At 59.8% G+C, this 19,165-nt stretch carries 25 protein-coding genes; 9 read left to right on the top strand and 16 right to left on the bottom strand.

Annotated features, from left to right (window positions below; genetic code table 11):
- Positions 1–30: 30 nt before the first annotated feature.
- Together panB and CLU84_RS21975 are read right to left on the bottom strand one after the other, a co-directional pair.
- Positions 31–900 carry a 3-methyl-2-oxobutanoate hydroxymethyltransferase gene (panB, locus tag CLU84_RS02915; protein ID WP_099735862.1) on the bottom strand — a complete coding sequence of 290 codons (870 nt, stop codon included), beginning with the start codon at positions 898–900 and terminating at the stop codon, positions 31–33.
- Positions 901–972: 72 nt separating this feature from the next.
- Positions 973–1,116, bottom strand: coding sequence for a hypothetical protein (locus tag CLU84_RS21975; protein WP_158235160.1), 144 nt, complete (start codon positions 1,114–1,116; stop codon positions 973–975).
- On the opposite strand from CLU84_RS21975, the gene CLU84_RS02920 reads away from it, so the two are divergent.
- The 6 genes from CLU84_RS02920 (at position 1,109) to yiaA (ending at position 5,485) form a co-directional block, all read left to right on the top strand.
- Positions 1,109–1,840: a Crp/Fnr family transcriptional regulator gene (locus tag CLU84_RS02920; protein WP_099735863.1), complete on the top strand. Its 732-nt coding sequence runs from the start codon at positions 1,109–1,111 to the stop codon at positions 1,838–1,840. The two genes, CLU84_RS21975 and CLU84_RS02920, sit on opposite strands and share 8 nt — an antisense overlap.
- A gap of 129 nt (positions 1,841–1,969) precedes the next feature.
- Positions 1,970–2,263 carry a DUF4148 domain-containing protein gene (locus tag CLU84_RS02925; RefSeq protein ID WP_099735864.1) on the top strand — a complete coding sequence of 98 codons (294 nt, stop codon included), beginning with the start codon at positions 1,970–1,972 and terminating at the stop codon, positions 2,261–2,263.
- Between the two features lie 154 nt (positions 2,264–2,417).
- Entirely contained in the window at positions 2,418–3,602 is a 1,185-nt protein-coding gene (gene pabB / locus CLU84_RS02930; RefSeq protein WP_099735865.1) for an aminodeoxychorismate synthase component I, read from the top strand.
- A gap of 3 nt (positions 3,603–3,605) precedes the next feature.
- A complete protein-coding gene (locus CLU84_RS02935) occupies positions 3,606–4,235 on the top strand; it encodes an aminotransferase class IV (protein WP_099735866.1) in 630 nt (209 codons plus the stop codon).
- Between the two features lie 50 nt (positions 4,236–4,285).
- Positions 4,286–4,858 (top strand): DUF4274 domain-containing protein, encoded by a 573-nt coding sequence (locus CLU84_RS02940; RefSeq protein ID WP_099735867.1) that lies wholly within the window; start codon positions 4,286–4,288, stop codon positions 4,856–4,858.
- Positions 4,859–4,966: 108 nt separating this feature from the next.
- Positions 4,967–5,485, top strand: a complete 519-nt coding sequence (gene yiaA, locus CLU84_RS02945) for an inner membrane protein YiaA (RefSeq protein WP_099735868.1) — start codon at positions 4,967–4,969, stop codon at positions 5,483–5,485.
- A gap of 20 nt (positions 5,486–5,505) precedes the next feature.
- Here the strand turns inward: yiaA and CLU84_RS02950 are convergent, their stop codons facing one another.
- The 3 genes from CLU84_RS02950 to panD all read right to left on the bottom strand — a co-directional run bounded on the left by CLU84_RS02950 (position 5,506) and on the right by panD (position 7,098).
- Entirely contained in the window at positions 5,506–6,186 is a 681-nt protein-coding gene (locus tag CLU84_RS02950; protein ID WP_099735869.1) for a tRNA-uridine aminocarboxypropyltransferase, read from the bottom strand.
- Between the two features lie 132 nt (positions 6,187–6,318).
- On the bottom strand, positions 6,319–6,684 hold the full coding sequence (locus tag CLU84_RS02955) for a 5-carboxymethyl-2-hydroxymuconate Delta-isomerase (protein WP_099735870.1): 366 nt from the start codon (positions 6,682–6,684) through the stop codon (positions 6,319–6,321).
- A 33-nt stretch (positions 6,685–6,717) separates the two neighbouring features.
- Positions 6,718–7,098, bottom strand: a complete 381-nt coding sequence (panD, locus tag CLU84_RS02960; RefSeq protein WP_099735871.1) for an aspartate 1-decarboxylase — start codon at positions 7,096–7,098, stop codon at positions 6,718–6,720.
- A 351-nt stretch (positions 7,099–7,449) separates the two neighbouring features.
- Between panD and CLU84_RS02965 the strand changes: the two genes are divergently transcribed.
- Positions 7,450–8,475, top strand: coding sequence for a porin (locus CLU84_RS02965; RefSeq protein ID WP_099735872.1), 1,026 nt, complete (start codon positions 7,450–7,452; stop codon positions 8,473–8,475).
- A 166-nt stretch (positions 8,476–8,641) separates the two neighbouring features.
- Here CLU84_RS02965 and CLU84_RS02970 read toward each other — a convergent pair whose 3' ends face one another.
- From CLU84_RS02970 to CLU84_RS02990, 5 genes are all read right to left on the bottom strand, one after another.
- The gene (locus tag CLU84_RS02970) at positions 8,642–9,013 is read right to left on the bottom strand and encodes a 6-carboxytetrahydropterin synthase (protein WP_099735873.1); all 372 of its coding nucleotides are present in this window, start codon (positions 9,011–9,013) and stop codon (positions 8,642–8,644) included.
- A 1-nt stretch (position 9,014) separates the two neighbouring features.
- A complete protein-coding gene (gene queE / locus CLU84_RS02975; protein WP_099735874.1) occupies positions 9,015–9,653 on the bottom strand; it encodes a 7-carboxy-7-deazaguanine synthase in 639 nt (212 codons plus the stop codon).
- Between the two features lie 112 nt (positions 9,654–9,765).
- A complete protein-coding gene (locus CLU84_RS02980) occupies positions 9,766–10,623 on the bottom strand; it encodes a ScpA family protein (RefSeq protein WP_099735875.1) in 858 nt (285 codons plus the stop codon).
- Between the two features lie 72 nt (positions 10,624–10,695).
- Positions 10,696–10,902 (bottom strand): DUF3460 family protein, encoded by a 207-nt coding sequence (locus CLU84_RS02985; protein ID WP_099735876.1) that lies wholly within the window; start codon positions 10,900–10,902, stop codon positions 10,696–10,698.
- Between the two features lie 62 nt (positions 10,903–10,964).
- Positions 10,965–11,426, bottom strand: a complete 462-nt coding sequence (locus tag CLU84_RS02990) for a hypothetical protein (RefSeq protein ID WP_099735877.1) — start codon at positions 11,424–11,426, stop codon at positions 10,965–10,967.
- 106 nt (positions 11,427–11,532) lie between these two features.
- On the opposite strand from CLU84_RS02990, the gene CLU84_RS02995 reads away from it, so the two are divergent.
- Both CLU84_RS02995 and CLU84_RS03000 read left to right on the top strand, forming a co-directional pair.
- Entirely contained in the window at positions 11,533–12,039 is a 507-nt protein-coding gene (locus CLU84_RS02995; RefSeq protein ID WP_099737830.1) for an outer membrane protein assembly factor BamE, read from the top strand.
- Positions 12,040–12,373: 334 nt separating this feature from the next.
- Entirely contained in the window at positions 12,374–13,063 is a 690-nt protein-coding gene (locus tag CLU84_RS03000) for a YitT family protein (RefSeq protein WP_099735878.1), read from the top strand.
- Positions 13,064–13,134: 71 nt separating this feature from the next.
- Here the strand turns inward: CLU84_RS03000 and soxZ are convergent, their stop codons facing one another.
- From soxZ to CLU84_RS03030, 6 genes are all read right to left on the bottom strand, one after another.
- Entirely contained in the window at positions 13,135–13,470 is a 336-nt protein-coding gene (soxZ, locus tag CLU84_RS03005) for a thiosulfate oxidation carrier complex protein SoxZ (protein ID WP_099735879.1), read from the bottom strand.
- Positions 13,471–13,483: 13 nt separating this feature from the next.
- Complete coding sequence (locus CLU84_RS03010; protein ID WP_099735880.1) at positions 13,484–13,972, bottom strand: thiosulfate oxidation carrier protein SoxY; 489 nt, start codon at positions 13,970–13,972, stop codon at positions 13,484–13,486.
- 224 nt (positions 13,973–14,196) lie between these two features.
- The gene (locus CLU84_RS03015) at positions 14,197–15,549 is read right to left on the bottom strand and encodes an FAD-dependent oxidoreductase (protein ID WP_099735881.1); all 1,353 of its coding nucleotides are present in this window, start codon (positions 15,547–15,549) and stop codon (positions 14,197–14,199) included.
- Positions 15,550–15,973: 424 nt separating this feature from the next.
- On the bottom strand, positions 15,974–16,996 hold the full coding sequence (locus CLU84_RS03020) for a YeeE/YedE thiosulfate transporter family protein (protein ID WP_099735882.1): 1,023 nt from the start codon (positions 16,994–16,996) through the stop codon (positions 15,974–15,976).
- A 161-nt stretch (positions 16,997–17,157) separates the two neighbouring features.
- Positions 17,158–18,435: an NAD(P)/FAD-dependent oxidoreductase gene (locus CLU84_RS03025; protein WP_099735883.1), complete on the bottom strand. Its 1,278-nt coding sequence runs from the start codon at positions 18,433–18,435 to the stop codon at positions 17,158–17,160.
- Complete coding sequence (locus CLU84_RS03030) at positions 18,436–18,786, bottom strand: cytochrome c (protein WP_369826789.1); 351 nt, start codon at positions 18,784–18,786, stop codon at positions 18,436–18,438.
- Positions 18,787–19,165 lie beyond the last annotated feature (379 nt).

The following is a 19,165-nucleotide window of genomic DNA, read 5'->3' on the forward strand; positions in this document are numbered from 1 at the left end:
AGCGCAACGCCCTTGAGTGGTGCCCTTGATTTACCAAGCGTGCAGCGCGTTGTCGGGGAAGCTGCCGTTTTTCACAGCCTGCACATAAGCCTCCATCGCGCCCTTGACGCTGCCAGCGTCGGCCATGAAGTTGTGGACGAACTTGGCCATCTTGCCCAGGTTCACGCCCAGCATGTCGTGCAGCACCAGAACCTGACCGGCCGTGCCGTTGCCCGCGCCAATGCCTATGGTGTGGCAGTCTTTCAGCTCTTCGGTGAGCTTGGCAGACAGGGCGGCGGGCACCATTTCCAGCACCAGCATGGATGCTCCGGCATCTTGCAGCTCCAATGCGTGCTGGCGCAGGGTGGCTGCGGCTTGCTCGTCCTTGCCCTGAACGCGGTAGCCGCCCAGTGCGTGCACGGTTTGCGGTGTCAGCCCCAGGTGGGCGCAGACGGGTACGCCACGGTCGACCAGAAAGCGCACGATGGGCGCAGTCCAGCCGCCGCCTTCGAGCTTGACCATATGGGCTCCGGCCTGCATCAGCTCGCAGGCGTTGCGCATGGCTTGCTCGGGGCTTTCGGCGTAGCTGCCAAAGGGCATGTCGGCAATCACCCATGCGGTGGCCTGCGCACGGTGCAGGCCACGGGTCACGCTGGCGGTGTGATAGGCCATGTCGGCCAGTGTCACGCCCACGGTGCTGTGCAGGCCCTGGCAGACCATGCCCAGTGAGTCACCGACCAGAATGCACTCCACACCGGCGGCATCGGCCACGGCGGCAAATGTGGCGTCGTAGGCGGTGAGCATGGTGATCTTCTCGCCCGCCGCACGCATCTGAGCCAGGCGCGGCAGGCTGATGGGGCGGCGCTGGGGCTGGGGCGAAGAGGGGGGGATGGTGCCGTAAGGCGTTCCGGTGGCGGTCATGGTTTTGTCTCCTGATGATCTGTTCATGGTTCAGCGCAACAGACAAGTCTGTGTGCCAATTTGCCCGCGAGTCTATGCCATGCTGCGGTGCAGCGCCAAGTGCAAACTGGGTATGGCAGCCGTCAGCGCCCGTACTATGCTGGTCTGCTTGTGCATGGCCTGGCCGTGCGCGTTCTGCTGTTTCCATTCCATCCGCGCAAGGTAGTTCATGTCCATGGCCGAGTCCCTGTTTCCGTTGGTTTCTGCACCAGCACCCTCGGTGGCCTGGCAAGGGCTGCGCGGCGTCAGCTGGCTGGATTCGCTGTCTGACGAGAAACTGGCGGTGCTGGCCGGGCAATGTCGCTGGCACAGGCTGGAGGCAGGGCAGGTGTTGCAGGGGGCCTATACCGACCGGCGCATTTACATGCTGATCAACGGGCAGCTGAGCGTGGCGGGGCACAGTGTCAGCGGGCGGGCCATGATTGTGGGGTATCTGGGGCCGGGCTTTTTCTTTGGCTCCTTTGCCGCGCAGCCGCCCCGCAATGTGGCAGTAGAAGTGCAGGCCACAGAGGCTAGTCTGGTCGCTTCGCTATCCAATGCAGAGCTAGAAGCACTGATCATGAGCGATGTGCAGGTCATGCGCGCGGTGATTCAGCGGCTGAACGAACTGACGGGCGTGCTGGCCCGGCGCGTGGTCAGCCTGGGGACTTTGTCGGTGCGTGGCCGTCTGCAGGCTCAGCTGCTGGAGCGGGCTGAAACCGTGGGCATTGATGACGATGAGGCTCTGTTGTCCCCCGCGCCCCGGCAAAGCGATCTGGCGATGATGCTGGGCACCAGCCGCGAGGAGGTGGCGCGCGAGATGTCGCGACTGACGCGCCTGGGTCTGCTGCAGCGCGAGGGGCGCAATCTGCGTATCTGCCGTGTTGATGGCTTGCGTGTTTTACTCGAAGAAACACGCTAACTTTTCATATTGTGAAATTGCCTTTTGCGTGAGAAAACGCACAGACGGCTCCCGGGATAACACGCATAGTTCAGCCATACCGCTGCTAAGCCATCAAGCCTTGCAGCTTTTACGATTGAAAGGATTGATATGCGCTCCGCTACCCGTTTGTTGACTGCCCTTGTTCTGACCGCCAGCGCCGCCGCTGCCATGGCTCAGGGCATGCCCCAGAATGCTGCTGCACCCAGCAAAAGCCGTGCCGAAGTGAAGGCTGATCTGGAGATGTACCAGCGTTCCGGCCTGGGCTATCTGCCCTCACCTGCGGCTTATATCGAAGTCGAGTCCAGCGCCGAATACCGCAAGGCTTATGCCGAGTATCAGCGCCTGCTGGCCAGCCCCGCTTACCAAGAAGCGGTGGCCAAGTACCAGTCGGGTGCCAAATAAGCCTGAGGTGATAGAGATCGTTACTTTGGTGGATGCGCGCTGAAGGCTTGATGTCTGCAGCGCGCTTTTTTATGGCAGCAATATCGCCCCAATGGATATAGCAAGTTTGATAGCATTCAGCGCTTATTGATACTGCGCTTGCAGGCGATTTGACTTGAAAACCGTTCTTGACTTCACCGCACCCAGACAGGCCGATGCCGCCCGCCTGCAGCATGGCTTTGGCGCGCCTGAAAAAGTCCTGCAGGCGCACAGGCCTGAGGACGTAGCCGCCGTGCTGGAGGCCGTGCAGCAAGCCGCCGAACAAGGCCAATGGTGCGTGGGCTGGCTGGCGTATGAAGCCGCCAGCGCCTTTGATGCTGCCTATGCCCAGACTGTGCACAGCGCAGTGCCCGGCCAGCCACTGGCCTGGTTTGGCGTACATGCCGCTCCGCAGGGGGCGCAAGCCGCGCCTAAGCCCCTGCCCACCCCAGCCGTGCAGTGGCAAACCGCCTTGAGTCGCGAGCAGTTTGATGCGCATATTGCGCGCATTCATGCTGCCATTGCCGCTGGTGAGTGCTATCAAATTAATTACACCGCCCCTTTGTCTGCAAAGCTTGAGGGGGCAGATTCTCTCAATTCCTCCGCGCTGGCTCAGGCCCTGTTTGCACGCCTGCAGCAGGCCCAGCCCGGCGGCTATGCCGCGCTGGTGGACAGTGGCAATATGCAGGTGCTGTCCGTATCGCCCGAGTTGTTTTTTGACTGGGATGGCGAGCAGATTCTGACTCGCCCCATGAAGGGCACAGCCGCGCGTGGTCAGACGCCCGAGGCCGATGTGCTGGCTGCGCAGACCATGCGCGAGTCTGTCAAAGAGCGGGCCGAGAACGTGATGATTGTAGACTTGCTGCGCAACGACCTCTCGCGCATCGCCGAGCCGCATAGCGTGAAGGTGCCGCAGCTGTTTCAGGTGCAGGCCCTGCCAGCGGTCTGGCAGATGACGTCTGATGTGGTTGCGCGCACCCGCGCCGGCGTGCGGCTGGTCGATGTGTTTGGCGCGCTGTTCCCTTGCGGCTCCATCACTGGTGCGCCCAAGCGCCAAGCCATGCGGCTGATCCGCGAGCTGGAGCCCCAGCCGCGCGGTGTGTACTGCGGGGCGCTGGGCGTGGTACGGCCGGGCTCTGCACCTGGGCGCATTCATGCGACCTTCAATGTGCCTATTCGCACCGTGGTGCTGCAAGCCGGGCAGTTGAGCTGCGGCATTGGCAGCGGAATTACGGCCAGCGCCAACGCGGGCGATGAATGGATGGAGTGGCAGCACAAGCAGGTTTTTCTGCGCGGGCTGGAAGAGGCAGGCCAGGGGTAAAGCATGAATACGCATTTTGAAATTCTCGAAACGCTGGCCCTCAAAGATGGCCGCTGGCAGAACTGGCCGCTGCACTGGGCACGGCTGCAGATTACAGCCCACCACTTTCGATACCCGCTGATGCAAATGCAGCTGGAAAGCGATATGGCCCAGTTGGCACAAAAGCATGCTGAGGGGCATTGGCGTGTGCGGCTGGCGCTGTCCGTCACCGGTGCGGTGCAGTTCACGGTGGTGCAGCTCTTGCCCAGCGCCGAACCGGTGAAGCTGCAGCTGGCCCGCCAGCCCATCTTGAATGCGGTGGCGCAAAGCGATGTGGTGCGCTTCAAGACTTCGGTGCGCCACCATTACGAGGTGTTTGAGCCCAAAAGCACAGAGGTGTTTGATACCGTGCTGTTCAATGAAAACGGCCAGATCACCGAGGGCACGCGCGGCAACATTGCCATGCAGCTGGATGGTCAGTGGGTGACCCCGGCACTGCAATGCGGTTTGCTGCCGGGCGTGGGCCGCGCGCTTGCGCTGTCCCAAGGGCGGCTGGTTGAAAAAGTGATTGTGATTGATGACCTGCGCCGCGTTACAGGCTGGGCGTTTGTCAATAGCCTGCGTGGCTGGCTGGATGCACGTTTGATTGCATAGCCCGGGTTTGTTATCGTGGGTGCCTCTGCCAACCGGGAGGAGTCTGAACCATGGAAGACGACGACTTTGATGCGCTCTATCTGGACTTGATGAAAGAGTTCCTGTCTACCGCCACCCCCGTGCAGTGGCTGGCCGTGGTCACCACCATGAACTACGACAACGGCAGCGCGCTGCCGGACTGGATCAGCAAGTATCCCAAGCTGGAGCCCGCAGTGGCCAAGGCGCTGTACTGGTACCAGCAGCCTGGCTACTTTCAGCATTACGCATCGCAGGACAAGGTGCCCAGCATCAATCAAAAGGGCTGGGCGCGAGTGCAGGCCCTGAGCCAGCGCTTTGCAGATGGTAATCTGGCCCCCGCCACCATTGGCTGGGACCCGGCCAATGACCTGGCATCCCCCACGGGCAACGAAAAGCATCCCGGCTATGACTGGACCAGTGAGGCCGTCAAGGGCAGCGATGCCATGTGGGCCATTCCCGCCATCATGCTTGAAGCCGTACCTGGAACGCAGCCCGATATCTACGCCTATGTCGATGAGCAAGGCTGGGAAGACGGCATGCCACCTCATGTGCAGGACGAGCTCAATGCCGCCATGGATGGGGAAGAGGAAGATCCTGAAGACTAAGTTGAAACTGTGCCTTGGGTATCTTTAATTGATACCCGTTGAGAAATATGGCTGGCTGATCGTTTGATTTTCATACTATCCATTCACCGCAACTTTTGAGGCAAGACCATGAACTCCCAAGCCGTTTCAAGCCACAAGCCTTCTTCTGCCTTTATCGGCGCTTCCTGGGCTGCGCTGCTGCTGGGTATCGCTGCCTTCATGGCCGGGTTGTGGAATGCCAATATGCAGCTCAATGAAAAAGGCTTCTATTTCGCTGTACTGGTGCTGGGCTTGTACTCGGCCATCTCTTTGCAAAAGGTGGTGCGTGACCGGCTGGAAGGCGTAGCCGTGACCGGCATTTACTACGGCATCAGCTGGGTGGCGCTGCTGATTGCGGTGCTGCTGCTGGGCACGGGCTTGTTCAACGCCACGCTGCAGCTGAGCGAAAAAGGCTTTTACGGCATGGCTTTTGCGCTGGCCTTGTTTGGTGCCATTGCCGTGCAGAAGAACACCCGCGACAACCTGGGTGCGGAGGATGAAACCTCAGGCTTCAAGCGCAGCAAGGTTGAACGCAACGGCCCCACGCTGGTGACCACAGACCCTGCCAAGCCTGCGGATGCGCAGGATATAGCGGCCAACAATCGCTGAACCTGCTTTACCCCTCCGTTTCACACTACCTCATCAGGCGCCCTAGTTGGCGCCTGATTTGGGTTTTGCAGCAGTATTTGACGAGCCACAAACTGCTCAAAGACCTGGGTGAGGGTTGCAGGGGCTGCCGCATCCAGCAGCCAGTTCTGCAACTGTGCAAGGCCGAGCACAGCCGCCTCAAAGCTGGAGAGTTGACCGGGCAGATGGGCCTTGCGAATGGCGTAGCCAGAATCACCCACATCCTGCAGCGCCACGCGTGGCAAGGTTTGCAGGGCGGGGTTGAGGTAGAGCATTTTGCGGCTTTTGCGCCAGGTGCCGTCGATGATGACCAGTCGCAATTGCTCGGGTGCTAGCGGCCACGGCTGGGGCAGGGCGCTGGCCTGCGCAAGGCCCAGCGTCGCATCTTGCTCGTGCGTGTCGGGGTAGAGCAGCAGGCTCTGGCGCGGGGCCTGTTCATGCCAGCTGCCTTGCAGGGCTTGCTGCAGCGTCTGGGCATCAAACTGCTCGCCCACCAAGACCCGGCTGTGGGGCAGGCACAGGTGCAGCAAATGACCTGTGCCCTTGGCCTCATGGACTTCCATGGGGTGCATGAGGATGAGTACTTCGACCTGATGCTCCACGGGCAGTGCCAGCGCGCAAATGCAGGTACGTAGCGCACGGTGGCAGTTGGGACAGCGAGGGCGTCGGTCAGTTTTGCTCATAATTTGAGAGCGTCTTGCGCTTGATAGATATGCGGTAGAGGCAGTTTTTATCTTGAATCAATGCCCCTGAAACAACAACGCCCGCAAGCGCAGGCTGCGGGCGTTGGTTTGAAGCGGGCAGGACTTGGAGCCTTACAGGCGGCCCTTGAAGTAGGTGGCCTTGTCCATGTCGGCCACGTCCACGCTCAGCTGCACATGCAGGCCAGCAGGCTGGGGCACGAGGCGGCGCAGCACTTCGGCGATACCGTCGGACATCTGCTTTTTGGCTTCTGTACTGCGGCCGGCCATCAGTTGCAGATGCACGTGTACAAAGCCGCGGTTATCGGGCTGGTTGCCGATGTAGACGTTGCTCATGTTCAGGCGCGCAATGCGCGATTTCACATCGGCTTCGTCGGTCACGGTGGGGTGAGCACAGACCACGGCATTGACTTCACGCATCAGCTCGCGCTCGTTCAGGCCGGTCAGGTTGTCGGTGTATTCAATATGCAGATGAGGCATGGTGTTCTTTCACTCAAAAAACGGGTGCCGTATTTACAGCATCTGGGTCGGCACTTTATGGCGCAGCTCGACTTGCTTGTTGCTGTCGTCCACAAACACCAGCTGGGGCTGGTGTTCGGCCACGTCTGTTTCATGCACCTGGGCGAAGGCGGCAATGATGAGCAAGTCGCCCACGCTGGCGCGGCGCGCTGCGGAGCCGTTGACAGAGATCATGCCGGTACCGCGCTCGCCCTTGATAGCGTAGGTCACAAAGCGCTCGCCGTTGTCGATATTCCAGATATGGACTTGTTCGTTTTCGACAATATTGGCGGCGTCCAGCAAGTCTTCATCAATCGCGCAGGAGCCTTCGTAGTGCAGCTCGCATTGCGTGGTCTTGACGCGGTGGATTTTGGATTTGAGCAGGGTGCGGAACATGGGTTTGTCTCTCTGGGTCGCTTTGCGCGTTTTGAATGGTGCAGGCCTGTGCTTGCAAAAAACCACGCAAGTCTAAATGCGATCGGGAAAAACCATGTAGTCCTCTGAGAGCATTGACAGAGAAATGTCGCCTAACTGCATTCCCGTTGCCGATAGCGGTGGCAACGGTCTGCGAAGACCAGCGGAACAAGGGCTCATGAAATTGTTGTTTTGTTGCCACTCTTAGGGTTGTAACTAATGTTTCATCTTCGCTTTGTTTAATGACTTCAGTCCCGGGCGGGGCCGAGCTTAGAAGCCTGCCACTGACCGCCCTGCAAGGACTTTCTCATTTCCATAAACACAGTGAACAGCATGAAACGAACATTCCTCGCCCTTGCCGCTTTGACCGCCTCTGTCGGTGCCATGGCCCAATCCAGCGTCACCGTCTTCGGCGTGGCCGATGTTTCGGTGGCTCATATCTCCACCTCGACCAAGAGCGTGTCCGGTCTGGCCAATGGCGGCAACTCCAGCAGCCGTCTGGGCTTTCGCGGTGTGGAAGATCTGGGGGGCGGTCTGAAGGCTGGCTTCTGGCTCGAGGGCAGCTTGAGCGTCGATGACGGCACGGCTTCCGGCTTCAAGTTTGACCGTCGCTCCACCGTCAGCCTGATGGGCAACTTCGGTGAAGTGCGTCTGGGTCGCGACAAGACGCCGGCCTACCAGAACCTGGAAACCTTTCACGCTTTTGGCGACACCGGCATGGGTGCCATCAACGGCCACAACCTGATCACCAGCGCTGGCGGTACCGCCGAAGGCTCCAACCCCAAGCGTGTCTCCAACGGCATCAGCTATCTGCTGCCCAAGCTGGGCGGCGTTTATGGTCAAGTGACGCACAGCTTCGGCGAGCAGTCCGGTAACAACAGCCTGGCCAGCAACACCGGTCTGCGCCTGGGCTATGCCAACGGCCCCGTGAATGTGGCTGCAGCCTACGAAATTTCCCGAGGTGGTTCCGCCGCAACTGGCGTGGACTACAAGACCTTCAATATCGGTGCCTCCTACGACTTTGGCGTAGTCACTCCCATGCTGCTGCTGGCTTCTGACCGCGGCAACGACAAGCGTGTGGACCTGTACAGCGTGGGCGTGAAGATGCCTCTGGGCGCTGGTGAGCTGCGTGCCGCCTACACCTGGTACAAGGACAAGAAGCAAAGCGATGCCGACTCTCAGCGTCTGGCGCTGGGCTATGGCTACAAGCTGTCCAAGCGCACTGAAATCTATGCGGCAGTGGCACGCATGAGCAATGACGACAAGGCCAGTCGCAAGCTGGGCTCTTCGCTGAGCCCCACACCCGTGGTTGGCAAGAGCCTGACAGGCTACGAAATCGGCCTGCGCCACAACTTCTAAGCGCGTCAGCCTTGCTGAGGTTGCTGCAATGAATGCAGCAGCCTCTCAAGCAAGCAGAGCTTGCAGGGTTTGGCTCCGGGTGGGGAAGCCTTCAGACTTCAGCAAGCGGCCCCGCATCAGCGGGGCCTTTTTTATGGAGACTATGCCGCGCTTGGCGGCACCGCTCTCAATCCGCGCGCAGATCCAGCACGCAGCCGTCGCCAATGCTGTCGCGCCAGACGCGGATCCGGCTGGGGGCGGGTTGCAGATCAGACAGGGCGTTGGCGATGAAGAGGCAGAGGTTCTCCAGCGTGGGCTTGCCCAGGCCGGGAATTTCGTCGAGAAAGTGATGGTCGAGCTGGTCGCGCAGCAGCTCAAGGCGCGCGCGCAGGTGGCCGAGGTCGATGACCATGCCGTTGTCCACATTGCGGGGTCCCGTCACGCTGACTTCGGCGTGGTAGGTGTGGCCGTGAATGCGGCGGCTGCTCTCAGTCTCGATAGCGCGCTCCAGCGTATGGGCCGCATCAAAGAAAAAACGCTGGTGAACGGTAAATTGCATTTCAGCGAATTCCAGTGAGCTTGTGAGTCTGAAGACTTAGACGCCATTTGGGACGCTGCATGCTTTGCTCAATACATGTGGCGATGTTGCTGGCCTGCTGGACGTTGTCCATGGGCTGCAGAAAATAATGGCTGAACTGGGTGCTGGCCTCAATGGCTTCCAGATCAAACGTGGGCTGCGGCCAGACCAGCTTCAGCTCCTGGCCGCTGCGCTGAATCCAGTCGGCACCTGCCTTGGGGCTGATGCACAGCCAGTCAATGCCTTGCGGTGCAGCCACCGTGCCATTGCTTTCCACAGAGATGCGAAAGCCGCGTGCGTGCAGAGCGGTAATCAGCGCTTCATCAACTTGCAGCAAAGGCTCGCCCCCGGTCAGCACCACCATGCGGTGCTGGCTGTCGCTGGCCGGCCACTGGGCCAGAATGCGCTCGGCCAGCTCATTGGCTGTCGTGAACTTACCGCCCAGCGTGCCGTCGGTGCCGACAAAGTCGGTATCGCAGAACTGGCAGATGGCGCTGGGGCGATCCTGCTCACGGCCGGTCCACAGATTGCAGCCTGCAAAACGGCAGAACACGGCGGGCGTGCCAGCCTGACCGCCTTCGCCTTGCAGGGTATAGAAAATTTCTTTGACGCTGTATGTCATCGTTGGATCCAAAATTCGCACACCCCAAGTCGGAGACGCCAAGCAAGAGCCACCTCGCGGCCATGGCGTTGTCCCTCTTGGGGGAAGCGGCTCAGCCGCTCAGGGGTATCAATTACACCGGGGTATAGGCCAGACGCACGTAAATAGGGGCATAGGCCTCGGCCTGGGTGATCTCGATCAGCGTTTCCTTGGCCAGCTCCAGCATGGCGATAAAGGTCACCACCAGCACCGTAGAGCCTTTTTCAGGATTGAAGATGCGTTCAAACTCCACAAAGCGCTGGCCTTGCAGCTGCTTGAGGATCTGGCTCATGTACTCGCGTACGGATAGCTCTTCACGGGTGATCTTGTGGGTCTGCACCAGCTTGGCACGCTTCAAAATGTCGCGCCAGGCGGCTTGCAGCTCGCTGATCTCCACGTCCGGAAAGCGGGGCTGCAGGCTTTGCTCAATATGAACTGTAGCCTTGAGAAAGTCGCGGCCATACGTGGGCACTTGGCCCAGTTGCTGTGCGGCGAGCTTGATTTGCTCGTACTCCAGCAGGCGGCGCACTAGCTCGGCGCGGGGGTCTTCGGCTTCTTCGCCGCCTTCCTGTTTCTTGGGCGGCAGCAGCATGCGAGATTTGATCTCGATGAGCATGGCGGCCATCAGCAGGTATTCAGCTGCCAGCTCCAGATTGCGACCGCGCACCTCATCGACATAGGCCATGTACTGGCGCGTGACGTCCAGCATGGGAATGTCGAGGATGTTGAAGTTCTGCTTACGGATCAGGTAAAGCAGCAAGTCCAGCGGGCCTTCAAAGGCTTCGAGAAAGACCTCCAGCGCTTCCGGCGGGATATACAAATCCTGCGGCAGCGCAAACAGTGGCTCGCCATACAGGCGTGCCAAAGCAACCTGGTCGATCACCGAAGGTGTCGAGTCAAGTGTGTCCGGGCCTTGGCCCGGCAACAGTGCCTGGTCTTCAGCCTCGCTCATTGCTTGCTATGAAATATAGAGCTGAGAGCGCTTGATTTATAAGCGCAAGAGGCTGGTTTCATTGAAGAGGAATCAGGAGTGGTTGGTCTGGTAGACGTAGGAGTTTTGCTCCACGCGACCAGCGCGCAGATCATCCCAGACCTCGGCGCTGATGTTCTTGTCCCACAGCAGGGCGCGGCCAGCCAGCTGTTGCTGCTCCAGCTCGGGCTTTTGCTTCTTCAAGTCGTTGATGAAGTTGGTGGTGTCGGAACGGTAGTCGGGGCGACGGAAGAAAGACATATTCGTAAAACCTCTCAGATCCTTGGATTTTAGCCGGTAGCGGGGGTAAGCCGCTTGAGCGGCTATTTCAGATCGTTGAGGCAGACCTGTGCGAACTCCTTGCAGTCGTCGGACGCCAGCGGCGAAGCGATTATTTTCTCCAGCACGGCGGAAAATTCGCCCGGTCCGACGGGGCTGGGGTCACCGCGCTGGAAGTCTTCGTCCACACCCATGGTGCGGTCCAGCCAGCCGATCACCTGGACGCTGGGCTGGCGTTCCAGCGATGCCAGCAAGGCTGGGGTGTAGGCCGCCATGGGATGCTCCTCGATTAGGCTGCCGAACGGGCCCGGACCGCCGTAGTCCAGCTCGGGGTAGGTTTCAATCAGCGCCAGGATATGGGGCAGAACCTGCTCCAGCGCAGCGGCCTGCAGGGTCTCCAGATGCTCGTAGACGGGATCGATGATCAGCCACTTGTCTTGTTGCTCCTGGGCGGCCTGGGCGGCGCGGGTGAATTTGGAAAACAATTGCTCGATGGTTGTGCTCACGAGGGATGGCTCCGTTTTGACAAGCGTTTACGAAAGCGTGTGCAGCGCGGCTGCGCATGCTGTCAGAATTCGCATTCTGTATGGCAATCGTGAATGATTCATGCCCATGAAACTATTTTCCCGTGTGACTGCTGCGCTGGCTGCTGCTGCGATCAGCGCTCTGGCCCTGGTCGGCTGCGATGATCAAAAGATCAAAGAGCTGGAAGAAGGCCTTTCCACCGAAGCCGATGTGCGCGCCCAGTTTGGCGAACCCGAGCGCGTCTGGAGCGAAGAAGATGGCTCGCGCACCTTTGAGTACAACCGCCAGCCAGCGGGTGCCAAGAACTACATGATCACGATTGGCACTGATGGCAAGATGAGTGCTCTGCGTCAAGTGCTGGCCCCGCATGTCTTTGCCAAAATTGTGCCTGGCATGGATGAGAACGCGGTGCGCCGCATGCTGGGCAAGCCCGCCAAGATGATGACCTTCAAGCTCAAGCAAGAAACGGACTGGGACTGGAACTACATCGACCCGCCCAATCGTGAGATGCAGTTCACCGTCACCTTCGGCCCTGATGGCCGGGTGCTGCGCACGCTGAAGCGTGAGCGCTTGCCTGACGAGCCGCGCGGCTGATCAACGCTGGCCGTTTGCCGGGGCTGTCCAAGCCATTGCCCAAGCCATGTCTGCGTGATTGCAGCCATGGCTTTTTTCATGGTCTCGCCATGCGGATGCTTTGATTTTGATAGCTGCTAGCGCTTTATGCGTAAGCGCCAGGCAGCTAAAAAGCTTGAAAAAATCATAAGAAAGTCAGTCGAAAAAGTCCTTAAAGAATTGTTGCGTTGCAGCAAATGATGCGCGCAGGGCATGGCTTCATTCGTAAAATTAAGGGGTTACCCGGTGTTATCCGCGCCGGTTGGCCTCGGGTCTTTATCGAGACTCTGGGCGCTTATTTGCTGTCTTATCCGACATGTCCACACCGCTATCTTCTCCCACCCGCTCAGGCCTGGTCAGCAGCGTCGATGCTGCTCCTGCTGCTGCCGCCGTTTCTGCACCTTTAGGCCCCGCTTTGCGCCATGGCCGCTTTGAGGATGCGCAGGCACTCTTCACAGGCTCGCTGTTTGTCTCCATCACCATGATGCTGTTTGCCCAAGCGGGACTGCTGACGGGCAGCACGGCGGGCATTGCGTTCTTGCTGCACTACGTGACGGGGTTGCCGTTTGGTGCGACCTTCTTCGTCATCAATATTCCGTTTTACTGGTTCGCGTGGAAGCGCATGGGGTCAGAGTTCACGATCAAGACCTTTATCTCGGTTGCCATGCTGGCGCTGATGGCTGACGTGGGGCCGCGCTTTATCCATATCGATTACCTGAACCCGCTGTACGCCGCCGTGGCCGGTGGCCTGCTCATGGGCTCGGGCTGCCTGTTTTTGGCGCGCCACCATTCCAGTCTGGGCGGTGCGACCATCGTGTCGCTGTATCTGCAAGACCGCTATGGCATTCGCGCCGGCAAGGTGCAGATGATGATTGACTGCACCGTGGTGTTGCTGGCGCTGGCCGTGGTGCCCTTAGAGCGTGTGGCGTACTCGGTGCTGGCGGCAGTCATCATGAGCATGTTTTTGTGGATCAGCCACCGCCCGGGTCGTTATCAGGGCAATTGAGCTTGCTGGCTCGCAAACAAAAGCCCCGCCACGGTGCCAACCGGGCGGGGCTTTTTTGTGAGCGGTGGATATCAGGCGACGGTAATCGTCTTCTGCGCGCTCAGCGTCTGGCCTTGCTCATCTTTCCAGAACATGTTCAGCTCGCCGCTTTCACGGGCGAGAAAGGTGAACTCGATATAGGGGTTCTGAGCAATCGAAATACCGGGCTCCCAGCTGAACAGCAAGGTGTTGCCCAGCTTGGCTTCAAAGCGGTTGACGATATTGCGGGGACGCACCTTGCCGGTGGCAGGGTCGGTGCGCAGGCCGCTTTCCATCACATGTTCCATCTGTGCGCGCACGCGCAGCACTTCGCCCTTCTTGGGGTTGGCGTTGCTGACCCAGACGCGAGGGGGTTTGGCTTGACTCATTGGTGGGACTCCCTCACATGCCGCAGCCGCTGGCGGCTACGGTAATTGCCTGCTTGGCGACCAGTACTTTGCCGCTCTTCATGCGCGCCATGGCGTGCACGGTTTGCGACTGTGACAGGCGAATGCGGATCGCCGCCTCAGCGGTGCCTGCCGCTGCCGTGAACTGCATGCGGCAAGACAGGGGCGAGGGGTTCAGCTCGGCCAGTACAACGATTTCTTCGCACCAGTCCTGCTCGGTGATCGGCAGTGTCACCTTGACCTTGACAGGCACGGCGCTGGGGTTGTCGGCCAGCACGGGGACATCCAGCAGTAGGCCTTCGGTTTGCGGCGAGGCCTTGCCGGTGAACTGGGCGATCTGCTTTTGAAATTCGACAGGATTAGGGGCCAGAGGCCCGACCAGCGGCGCCTTGGCCTGTGCCAGAGCAGTCGCAGGCAGCGCCAGACTGGCCCCTGCGGCCGCCGCGCCCAGAACCAGACTTCTACGGGTGGTGTGGTTGAACATGTCTCTTCTTTTATCGAATGCCGCTTGCAAGCAAACAGCGGTTAAAACTGGCGCTCGTACTTAAGAGGCGTTAACTCCACTCAGTAAACCGAAGGTTTACGGTTCAGACGAGGCGTGAAGCCGCAGGCAGTACAAGCGTACGACAAGGCGAAACAACGACGTCTCAAGGGTGGTGTTAGCGTCTCCAAGAGGAGCGAGCCAGAGCCGCATAGCGGCTCAGCAGATCAAGTGCCCAAGAAGTCACTGAACTTGCTATTGATCCAGGCAAAGTCTTCCTTGACCAGATCAGGCGTGCGTACATCCATGTCGATCTGGGTCTGGTTGACCTGACCGTTGGTGTCCACCTCGTATTCAAACTTGACCGAGATTTCTTCCTGCGGGTCGCCGTTGACCATCATGTAGCAAAGGTTGTCTGGCAGACGGGCCACGACTTCCTTGCCGGACACGCGCTCGGCAATGTTCTGGGCGACGATCTTGCCGATGAAGTTGGCCACGTGGCCGCTCTTGGGGTAGTGGCCGAACTGGGGTGAGATGGCACCCATCAGGTCGCCGACAAAGTAAACGCGGTCATCGGTCTTGGCGTGGAATAGACGGTTGTGCATGTCGGCCCAGCCTGTGGGCTTGCCGGTGGTGGCGTCTTTGCCAATCAGGTCTGCCTTCCAGACCATGTCCGCCGCCTGGTGCGGGGGCATGAGGATGGCGTCGTCAAATTTGAAGTCACCGGCAGCCGTCTTGATCTGCTTGTTGAAGGGGTCGACTTCCTTGACGCCTGCATTGGGGACGTGGGTGATGATGTCCGGGTACAGCTCTTCAAAGGCCTGCTTGTAGCCCACGCCAATGGGTGCCAGCTTGGGCTTGGGGTCGAGGATGACGATCTTGCCAGGGATCTTGTTCTTTTTGATGTGCCAGGCGATCAGGCAGGCGCGCTCATAGGGCGAGGGCGGGCAGCGGTGGGGTGGCGGTGGCAGCGTCATCACCAGCGTTCCGCCCTTGAAGTTCTTGACCTTCTGTTTGAGCGACAGCATCTCCTGATTGGGGATGTAGGCATTGGGGAAATGCGTGCGCGTGTACTCAATGGCACGCTGGTCGTTGCCAAACCAGGCCTCGTAGTCATTGCGAATGCCGCCCGACAGAATCAGAAAGTCGTACTCGATCAGACCGTGGCCGGTGCGCACCAGCTTCTTGTCGCGCTCAAAGCCCATCACCTCGGTCTGCAGCAAGGTGTAGCCGTACTGGTTGGCGGGGTGCAGCATGTCGCGGTTCACAAAATCGGTGCCCACGATATCGACCAGCCATTTGTTGCTCATGGGGCCGGACCAGAACGTGGCATTGCGCTCCAGCAGCACCACATCCGAGTTCGGGATCAGCTCGCGCAGATAACGCGCTGCCGTCATGCCGCCCCAGCCACCGCCGCAGATGACGATGCGCGGACCCTTGCCCTTGCGCGGCAGTATGGGTGACTGGCTGCTGATGATGCCTGGCGCGGCCATGGCAGAACTGGTCAGAGTGCCCAAGGCACCGGCGGCGGTACCCAGCGTCAGCGCGGGAGGGGTTATCAAAAAGTGGCGACGTTGCATGTCGTAAGACTCCTTATGAGTGAGCACCTGCAGGCGACGAGGTAGTGCTGATTGCACGGCATTGCCTCGCTTGGGGCGATGGGTAACGAAGACAAACGCATGCCTGCGGGCAGCTGGCGCAGGGCTTGCGGCAGCCAAAATATGCAAGAAAAATGAGTCTTTCTGAGCCGTCACGCGGCATCAGCAACAGCGGGTGTCTTACAAATTGTAGGGTGCAACGTTGTAAGGCAGACAAGGCATAACCCAGTGCTTCACTGCAGTGAAGTTGTAAAAAGCTAGCGTTCAGCGCTTTATTTGCATGAAAAATCAGGCAAAAGCACGTGGGAATCAATAGATGAAGAGCGCATGCTGCTCATGTTTTTGATAGCTCAAACGACCGGTACCACCTCTACCGAGCAGAAGTAGTGGCCAATGAACAGTGTGCTCAGGCCCGGCGGCCCAAGGTCAGCGTCAGGACGGCGCCCAGCACAATGCCTGCGATGGCCGGAAAACTGGCCCATGCCAGTGTGCTTAGCCCCGACAGGCCCTGACCAATCGAGCAACCGGCTGCTAGCGCGCCGCCAAAGCCCATCAGCAAACCGCCGCCCGCGCTGGCTCCCAGGCGACTGGTGGATTCAAAACCTTCCCAGCGAGTGGTCCGGCTCACCAGGGCTGCGATAAAAGCACCCGCCAGTACGCCCGCCGTGAGCGCCAGGCCAATACCGGGCTCGCGGCCTACCGACAGTTGCAGGTACAGCATGCTCTCGGCAATCGGCCCGATAAAGCTCAGCGATGTGAGTCTGGCCGGCTCGAACTCGTCCACACCGATATGCGCGGTAATCCACCACCCAGCAGCCACCAGCAGGCCGATGAGTGCTGCGCTGATGAGCTGTACCGGGCTTTGGCGCAGTGCAGGCCGCCGCAGTGCAAAGATCGCCAGCAGCATGGCGGGCGCAAGCGCCAGCAGCAAACCATTCACAGCCGGAAGATAGGCGGGCAAGGTGGAGTGAGCCAGCGTGATGGGCGCAAGCGCCTGCAGCCACAGGCGCACAGGCGTCAGCACACCCGTCATGGCCAGCTGCACGCCCAGCGCCAGAAACACGATGGTGACTAGAGAGCGCAGATTACCGCCCGCCAGCAGCACTAGCGAACGTGCGCCGCAGGCACGGGCCAGCACCATGCCCGCGCCAAACAACAGGCCGCCGCCCAACACCGCAATCACGGAAAAGCCGGGGCGGGCAATGGCCCCCTGGCTCAGATTCACCATCCCCAGCGCCTGCAGCCCTTGCGATGCGAGCAAGGCCACGGCCAATGCGAGAGCAAAAGCCTGCAAGGCGGGTGCGGTGCCGGCGGCAACTTCAGAGTCTTGCCTCAGTTGCTGGCGCAGCCCGCGCAGCAAACAAAACCGCCCGAGTCGCGCAGCCACGCCAAACGCCATGCCCAGAAAAAAGATAGACCACAACAACATATGAGTTGAAATTTAGTTGCTCAAAGCATCCGCAGATGCTTGCAATGGGCGTGCTACAGGTGAGGGCCAGCAAGCAAGGGTCGCCCCGCAGCGATGGTGGCGTTCCCCTCCCGCGAAGCGAGAGAGGGGGAAGGCGCGTCAGCGCCTCAGGTGGAGCTTAATCACCCACCCCAGATATCCGCACTGATCGCCTTGTACCAAGCCGATCCGTAATCGGCCTCGGCCTTGCGGAAGGCGGCATTGCCATCGATGGGGCTGACGCCGCCAGAGTCTGGCACTTCGATCAACTTGCCTTCTTGCGACTTGTAGACACCTGCGACCGAGATGCCGTAGTCATTGCCAATCAGGCTGTAGCAGGTGTTGGCGTAGGCCGCAGTGGGAAGGGGCTGGCCCGTCAGCTCGGCCGCGATGGCGGCGGCGGCCACCTTGCCTTGCGTGTTGGCGGCAAAGCCGGACTTGGGCATGGGAGCGGCAATGGTGGCATCGCCCAGCACATAGACATCCTTGACCAGAGTGGACTCAAACGACTCGGGCTTGATGGGCACCCAACCGCTGGCATTGGTCACGCCTGCACGGTCGGCTATAAAACCGGCCTTTTGCGGTGGGATGACGTTGAGCACATCGGCCTTGTGCTTGGTGCCGAAGGCGGTTTCCACTTCCAAGTTCTTGGCGTCAACGCGCGTGACTTTACCGTCGTCGGCCTGCTTGACCCACTCGATCATGTTGCCGTACAGCGCCTTCCAGCCCTGAATGAACAAACCTTGTTTGGAGAACGCGTCCTTGTCGTCCAGCAGCAAAATTTTGCTCTTGGGCTTATGGGCCTTCAGGTAATGCGCAACCATGGCTGCGCGCTCATACGGGCCGGGTGGGCAGCGGAAGGGGTTGGCGGGAATCACCATCACAAACTTGCCGCCGTCGGGCATGGCTTCCAGCTGCTTCTTTAAAAGCTGGGTTTGCGGGCCGGCCTTCCACGCGTGGGGTGCCAGTTGTGATGCAGCCTCGTCATAGCCTTCGATCGCATTCCAGCGCATATCGATACCGGGCGACAGCACCAGCTTGTCATAGCTCAGCACCTGGCCGTTCGACAGCAGCAGGCGGCGAGAATCCGTCAGCACATTGTCGGCACGCGCATGCACCACGTTCACGCCCGCTTTGCGCAGGCCGTCATAGCCGTGGCCGATGCTTTCCCAGCTGCGCAGGCCCGCCAGATACAGGTTGGAGAAGGGGCAGGTGTAGAAACGCTGGGCAGGCTCAACCAGCGTGACTTGAACCTGGGGCGCAAACTGGCGCAGATAGCGCGCGGCGGTGGCACCACCAAAGCCGCCCCCGACGATGACTACATGGGCCGAGGCCGCCTTGGCCTGAACGATGGAAGGCAGAGCCAGGCTGGCCGCACCCGCAGCCGCGCCACCGATGATTTGACGACGATTGATCTGCATTTAGCGGCCCTTCTTGCTGAACCACTGGGCCAGCGCTTTGAGTTGTTCATCGTCATAGCCCTTGGCCAGACGGGTCATCACGGTGGCATCTTTGGCGGTGCCGGCCTTGAAAGCCTGCAGTCGCTGCAGCAGGTGGGCTTCAGGCAGGCCGCGCAGCGTGGGAATGCCGCCGGTAGACCGGCCATCAGGCCCGTGGCAGTTGGCGCAACTGGCGGCCAGCACAGCCACATCCTGAGCGCGCAAAGTGGTGGTGGGCGTGGCAGAACTCGCCAGTGCTGGCAGTGGTGCAGCCATGGCTAGCGCCAGCCAGAGCACGGGGCGTGCAGAGGTGAGCAAAGATTTCGATCGCATGGGGCCTCCCTGTTTTCTGCGCAGGTGGCGCAGGATTATTTAGAACCTCTGATACGCCCCGGCAAACCGAAGGTGAGCGCGTAAGGCACGACTTATCAAGAGTCGTTTCAGCGGTTCTTATGAGCTCGATGCTTGTGTGTGGCCATTGTTGTATGTAGTGAATGCAGGGCATTCTTTGGGCCAGGGTGCGGCAAGCACAGTGAGTTGAGCTGGATTCTAGAAAGCTCAGCGGTTTTGAATAGCGCTATATCCCACTGGTGTAACAGGAAGTTCTTGGTTATTTAGTTATGCCAGCCGCTTGTGCTTGCGTATGTCTCGTGTAAGCGTACAGCAGGCATGAAAGAACCGCATGATGCTATTAAATAAGTAGCTTCATGCG

The organism is Comamonas sp. 26 (assembly GCF_002754475.1).
Lineage (GTDB): Bacteria > Pseudomonadota > Gammaproteobacteria > Burkholderiales > Burkholderiaceae_C > Comamonas.

Bases quoted from the DNA above. Each gene is read 5' to 3' on its own strand.
- CLU84_RS02935 (WP_099735866.1), top strand. From the start codon at position 3,606: ATGAATACGCATTTTGAAATTCTCGAAACGCTGGCCCTCAAAGATGGC.
- CLU84_RS21975 (WP_158235160.1), bottom strand. From the start codon at position 1,116: ATGGACATGAACTACCTTGCGCGGATGGAATGGAAACAGCAGAACGCG.
- CLU84_RS02950 (WP_099735869.1), bottom strand. From the start codon at position 6,186: ATGAGCAAAACTGACCGACGCCCTCGCTGTCCCAACTGCCACCGTGCG.
- CLU84_RS02925 (WP_099735864.1), top strand. From the start codon at position 1,970: ATGCGCTCCGCTACCCGTTTGTTGACTGCCCTTGTTCTGACCGCCAGC.
- panD (WP_099735871.1), bottom strand. From the start codon at position 7,098: ATGTTCCGCACCCTGCTCAAATCCAAAATCCACCGCGTCAAGACCACG.
- CLU84_RS03000 (WP_099735878.1), top strand. From the start codon at position 12,374: ATGTCCACACCGCTATCTTCTCCCACCCGCTCAGGCCTGGTCAGCAGC.
- CLU84_RS02940 (WP_099735867.1), top strand. From the start codon at position 4,286: ATGGAAGACGACGACTTTGATGCGCTCTATCTGGACTTGATGAAAGAG.
- CLU84_RS03020 (WP_099735882.1), bottom strand. From the start codon at position 16,996: ATGTTGTTGTGGTCTATCTTTTTTCTGGGCATGGCGTTTGGCGTGGCT.
- CLU84_RS02980 (WP_099735875.1), bottom strand. From the start codon at position 10,623: ATGAGCGAGGCTGAAGACCAGGCACTGTTGCCGGGCCAAGGCCCGGAC.
- CLU84_RS03025 (WP_099735883.1), bottom strand. From the start codon at position 18,435: ATGCAGATCAATCGTCGTCAAATCATCGGTGGCGCGGCTGCGGGTGCG.
- CLU84_RS03030 (WP_369826789.1), bottom strand. From the start codon at position 18,786: ATGCGATCGAAATCTTTGCTCACCTCTGCACGCCCCGTGCTCTGGCTG.
- CLU84_RS02985 (WP_099735876.1), bottom strand. From the start codon at position 10,902: ATGTCTTTCTTCCGTCGCCCCGACTACCGTTCCGACACCACCAACTTC.
- CLU84_RS02995 (WP_099737830.1), top strand. From the start codon at position 11,533: ATGAAACTATTTTCCCGTGTGACTGCTGCGCTGGCTGCTGCTGCGATC.
- CLU84_RS02965 (WP_099735872.1), top strand. From the start codon at position 7,450: ATGAAACGAACATTCCTCGCCCTTGCCGCTTTGACCGCCTCTGTCGGT.
- soxZ (WP_099735879.1), bottom strand. From the start codon at position 13,470: ATGAGTCAAGCCAAACCCCCTCGCGTCTGGGTCAGCAACGCCAACCCC.
- CLU84_RS02970 (WP_099735873.1), bottom strand. From the start codon at position 9,013: ATGCAATTTACCGTTCACCAGCGTTTTTTCTTTGATGCGGCCCATACG.
- panB (WP_099735862.1), bottom strand. From the start codon at position 900: ATGACCGCCACCGGAACGCCTTACGGCACCATCCCCCCCTCTTCGCCC.
- queE (WP_099735874.1), bottom strand. From the start codon at position 9,653: ATGACATACAGCGTCAAAGAAATTTTCTATACCCTGCAAGGCGAAGGC.
- CLU84_RS03010 (WP_099735880.1), bottom strand. From the start codon at position 13,972: ATGTTCAACCACACCACCCGTAGAAGTCTGGTTCTGGGCGCGGCGGCC.
- CLU84_RS02955 (WP_099735870.1), bottom strand. From the start codon at position 6,684: ATGCCTCATCTGCATATTGAATACACCGACAACCTGACCGGCCTGAAC.
- CLU84_RS02920 (WP_099735863.1), top strand. From the start codon at position 1,109: ATGTCCATGGCCGAGTCCCTGTTTCCGTTGGTTTCTGCACCAGCACCC.
- CLU84_RS03015 (WP_099735881.1), bottom strand. From the start codon at position 15,549: ATGCAACGTCGCCACTTTTTGATAACCCCTCCCGCGCTGACGCTGGGT.
- yiaA (WP_099735868.1), top strand. From the start codon at position 4,967: ATGAACTCCCAAGCCGTTTCAAGCCACAAGCCTTCTTCTGCCTTTATC.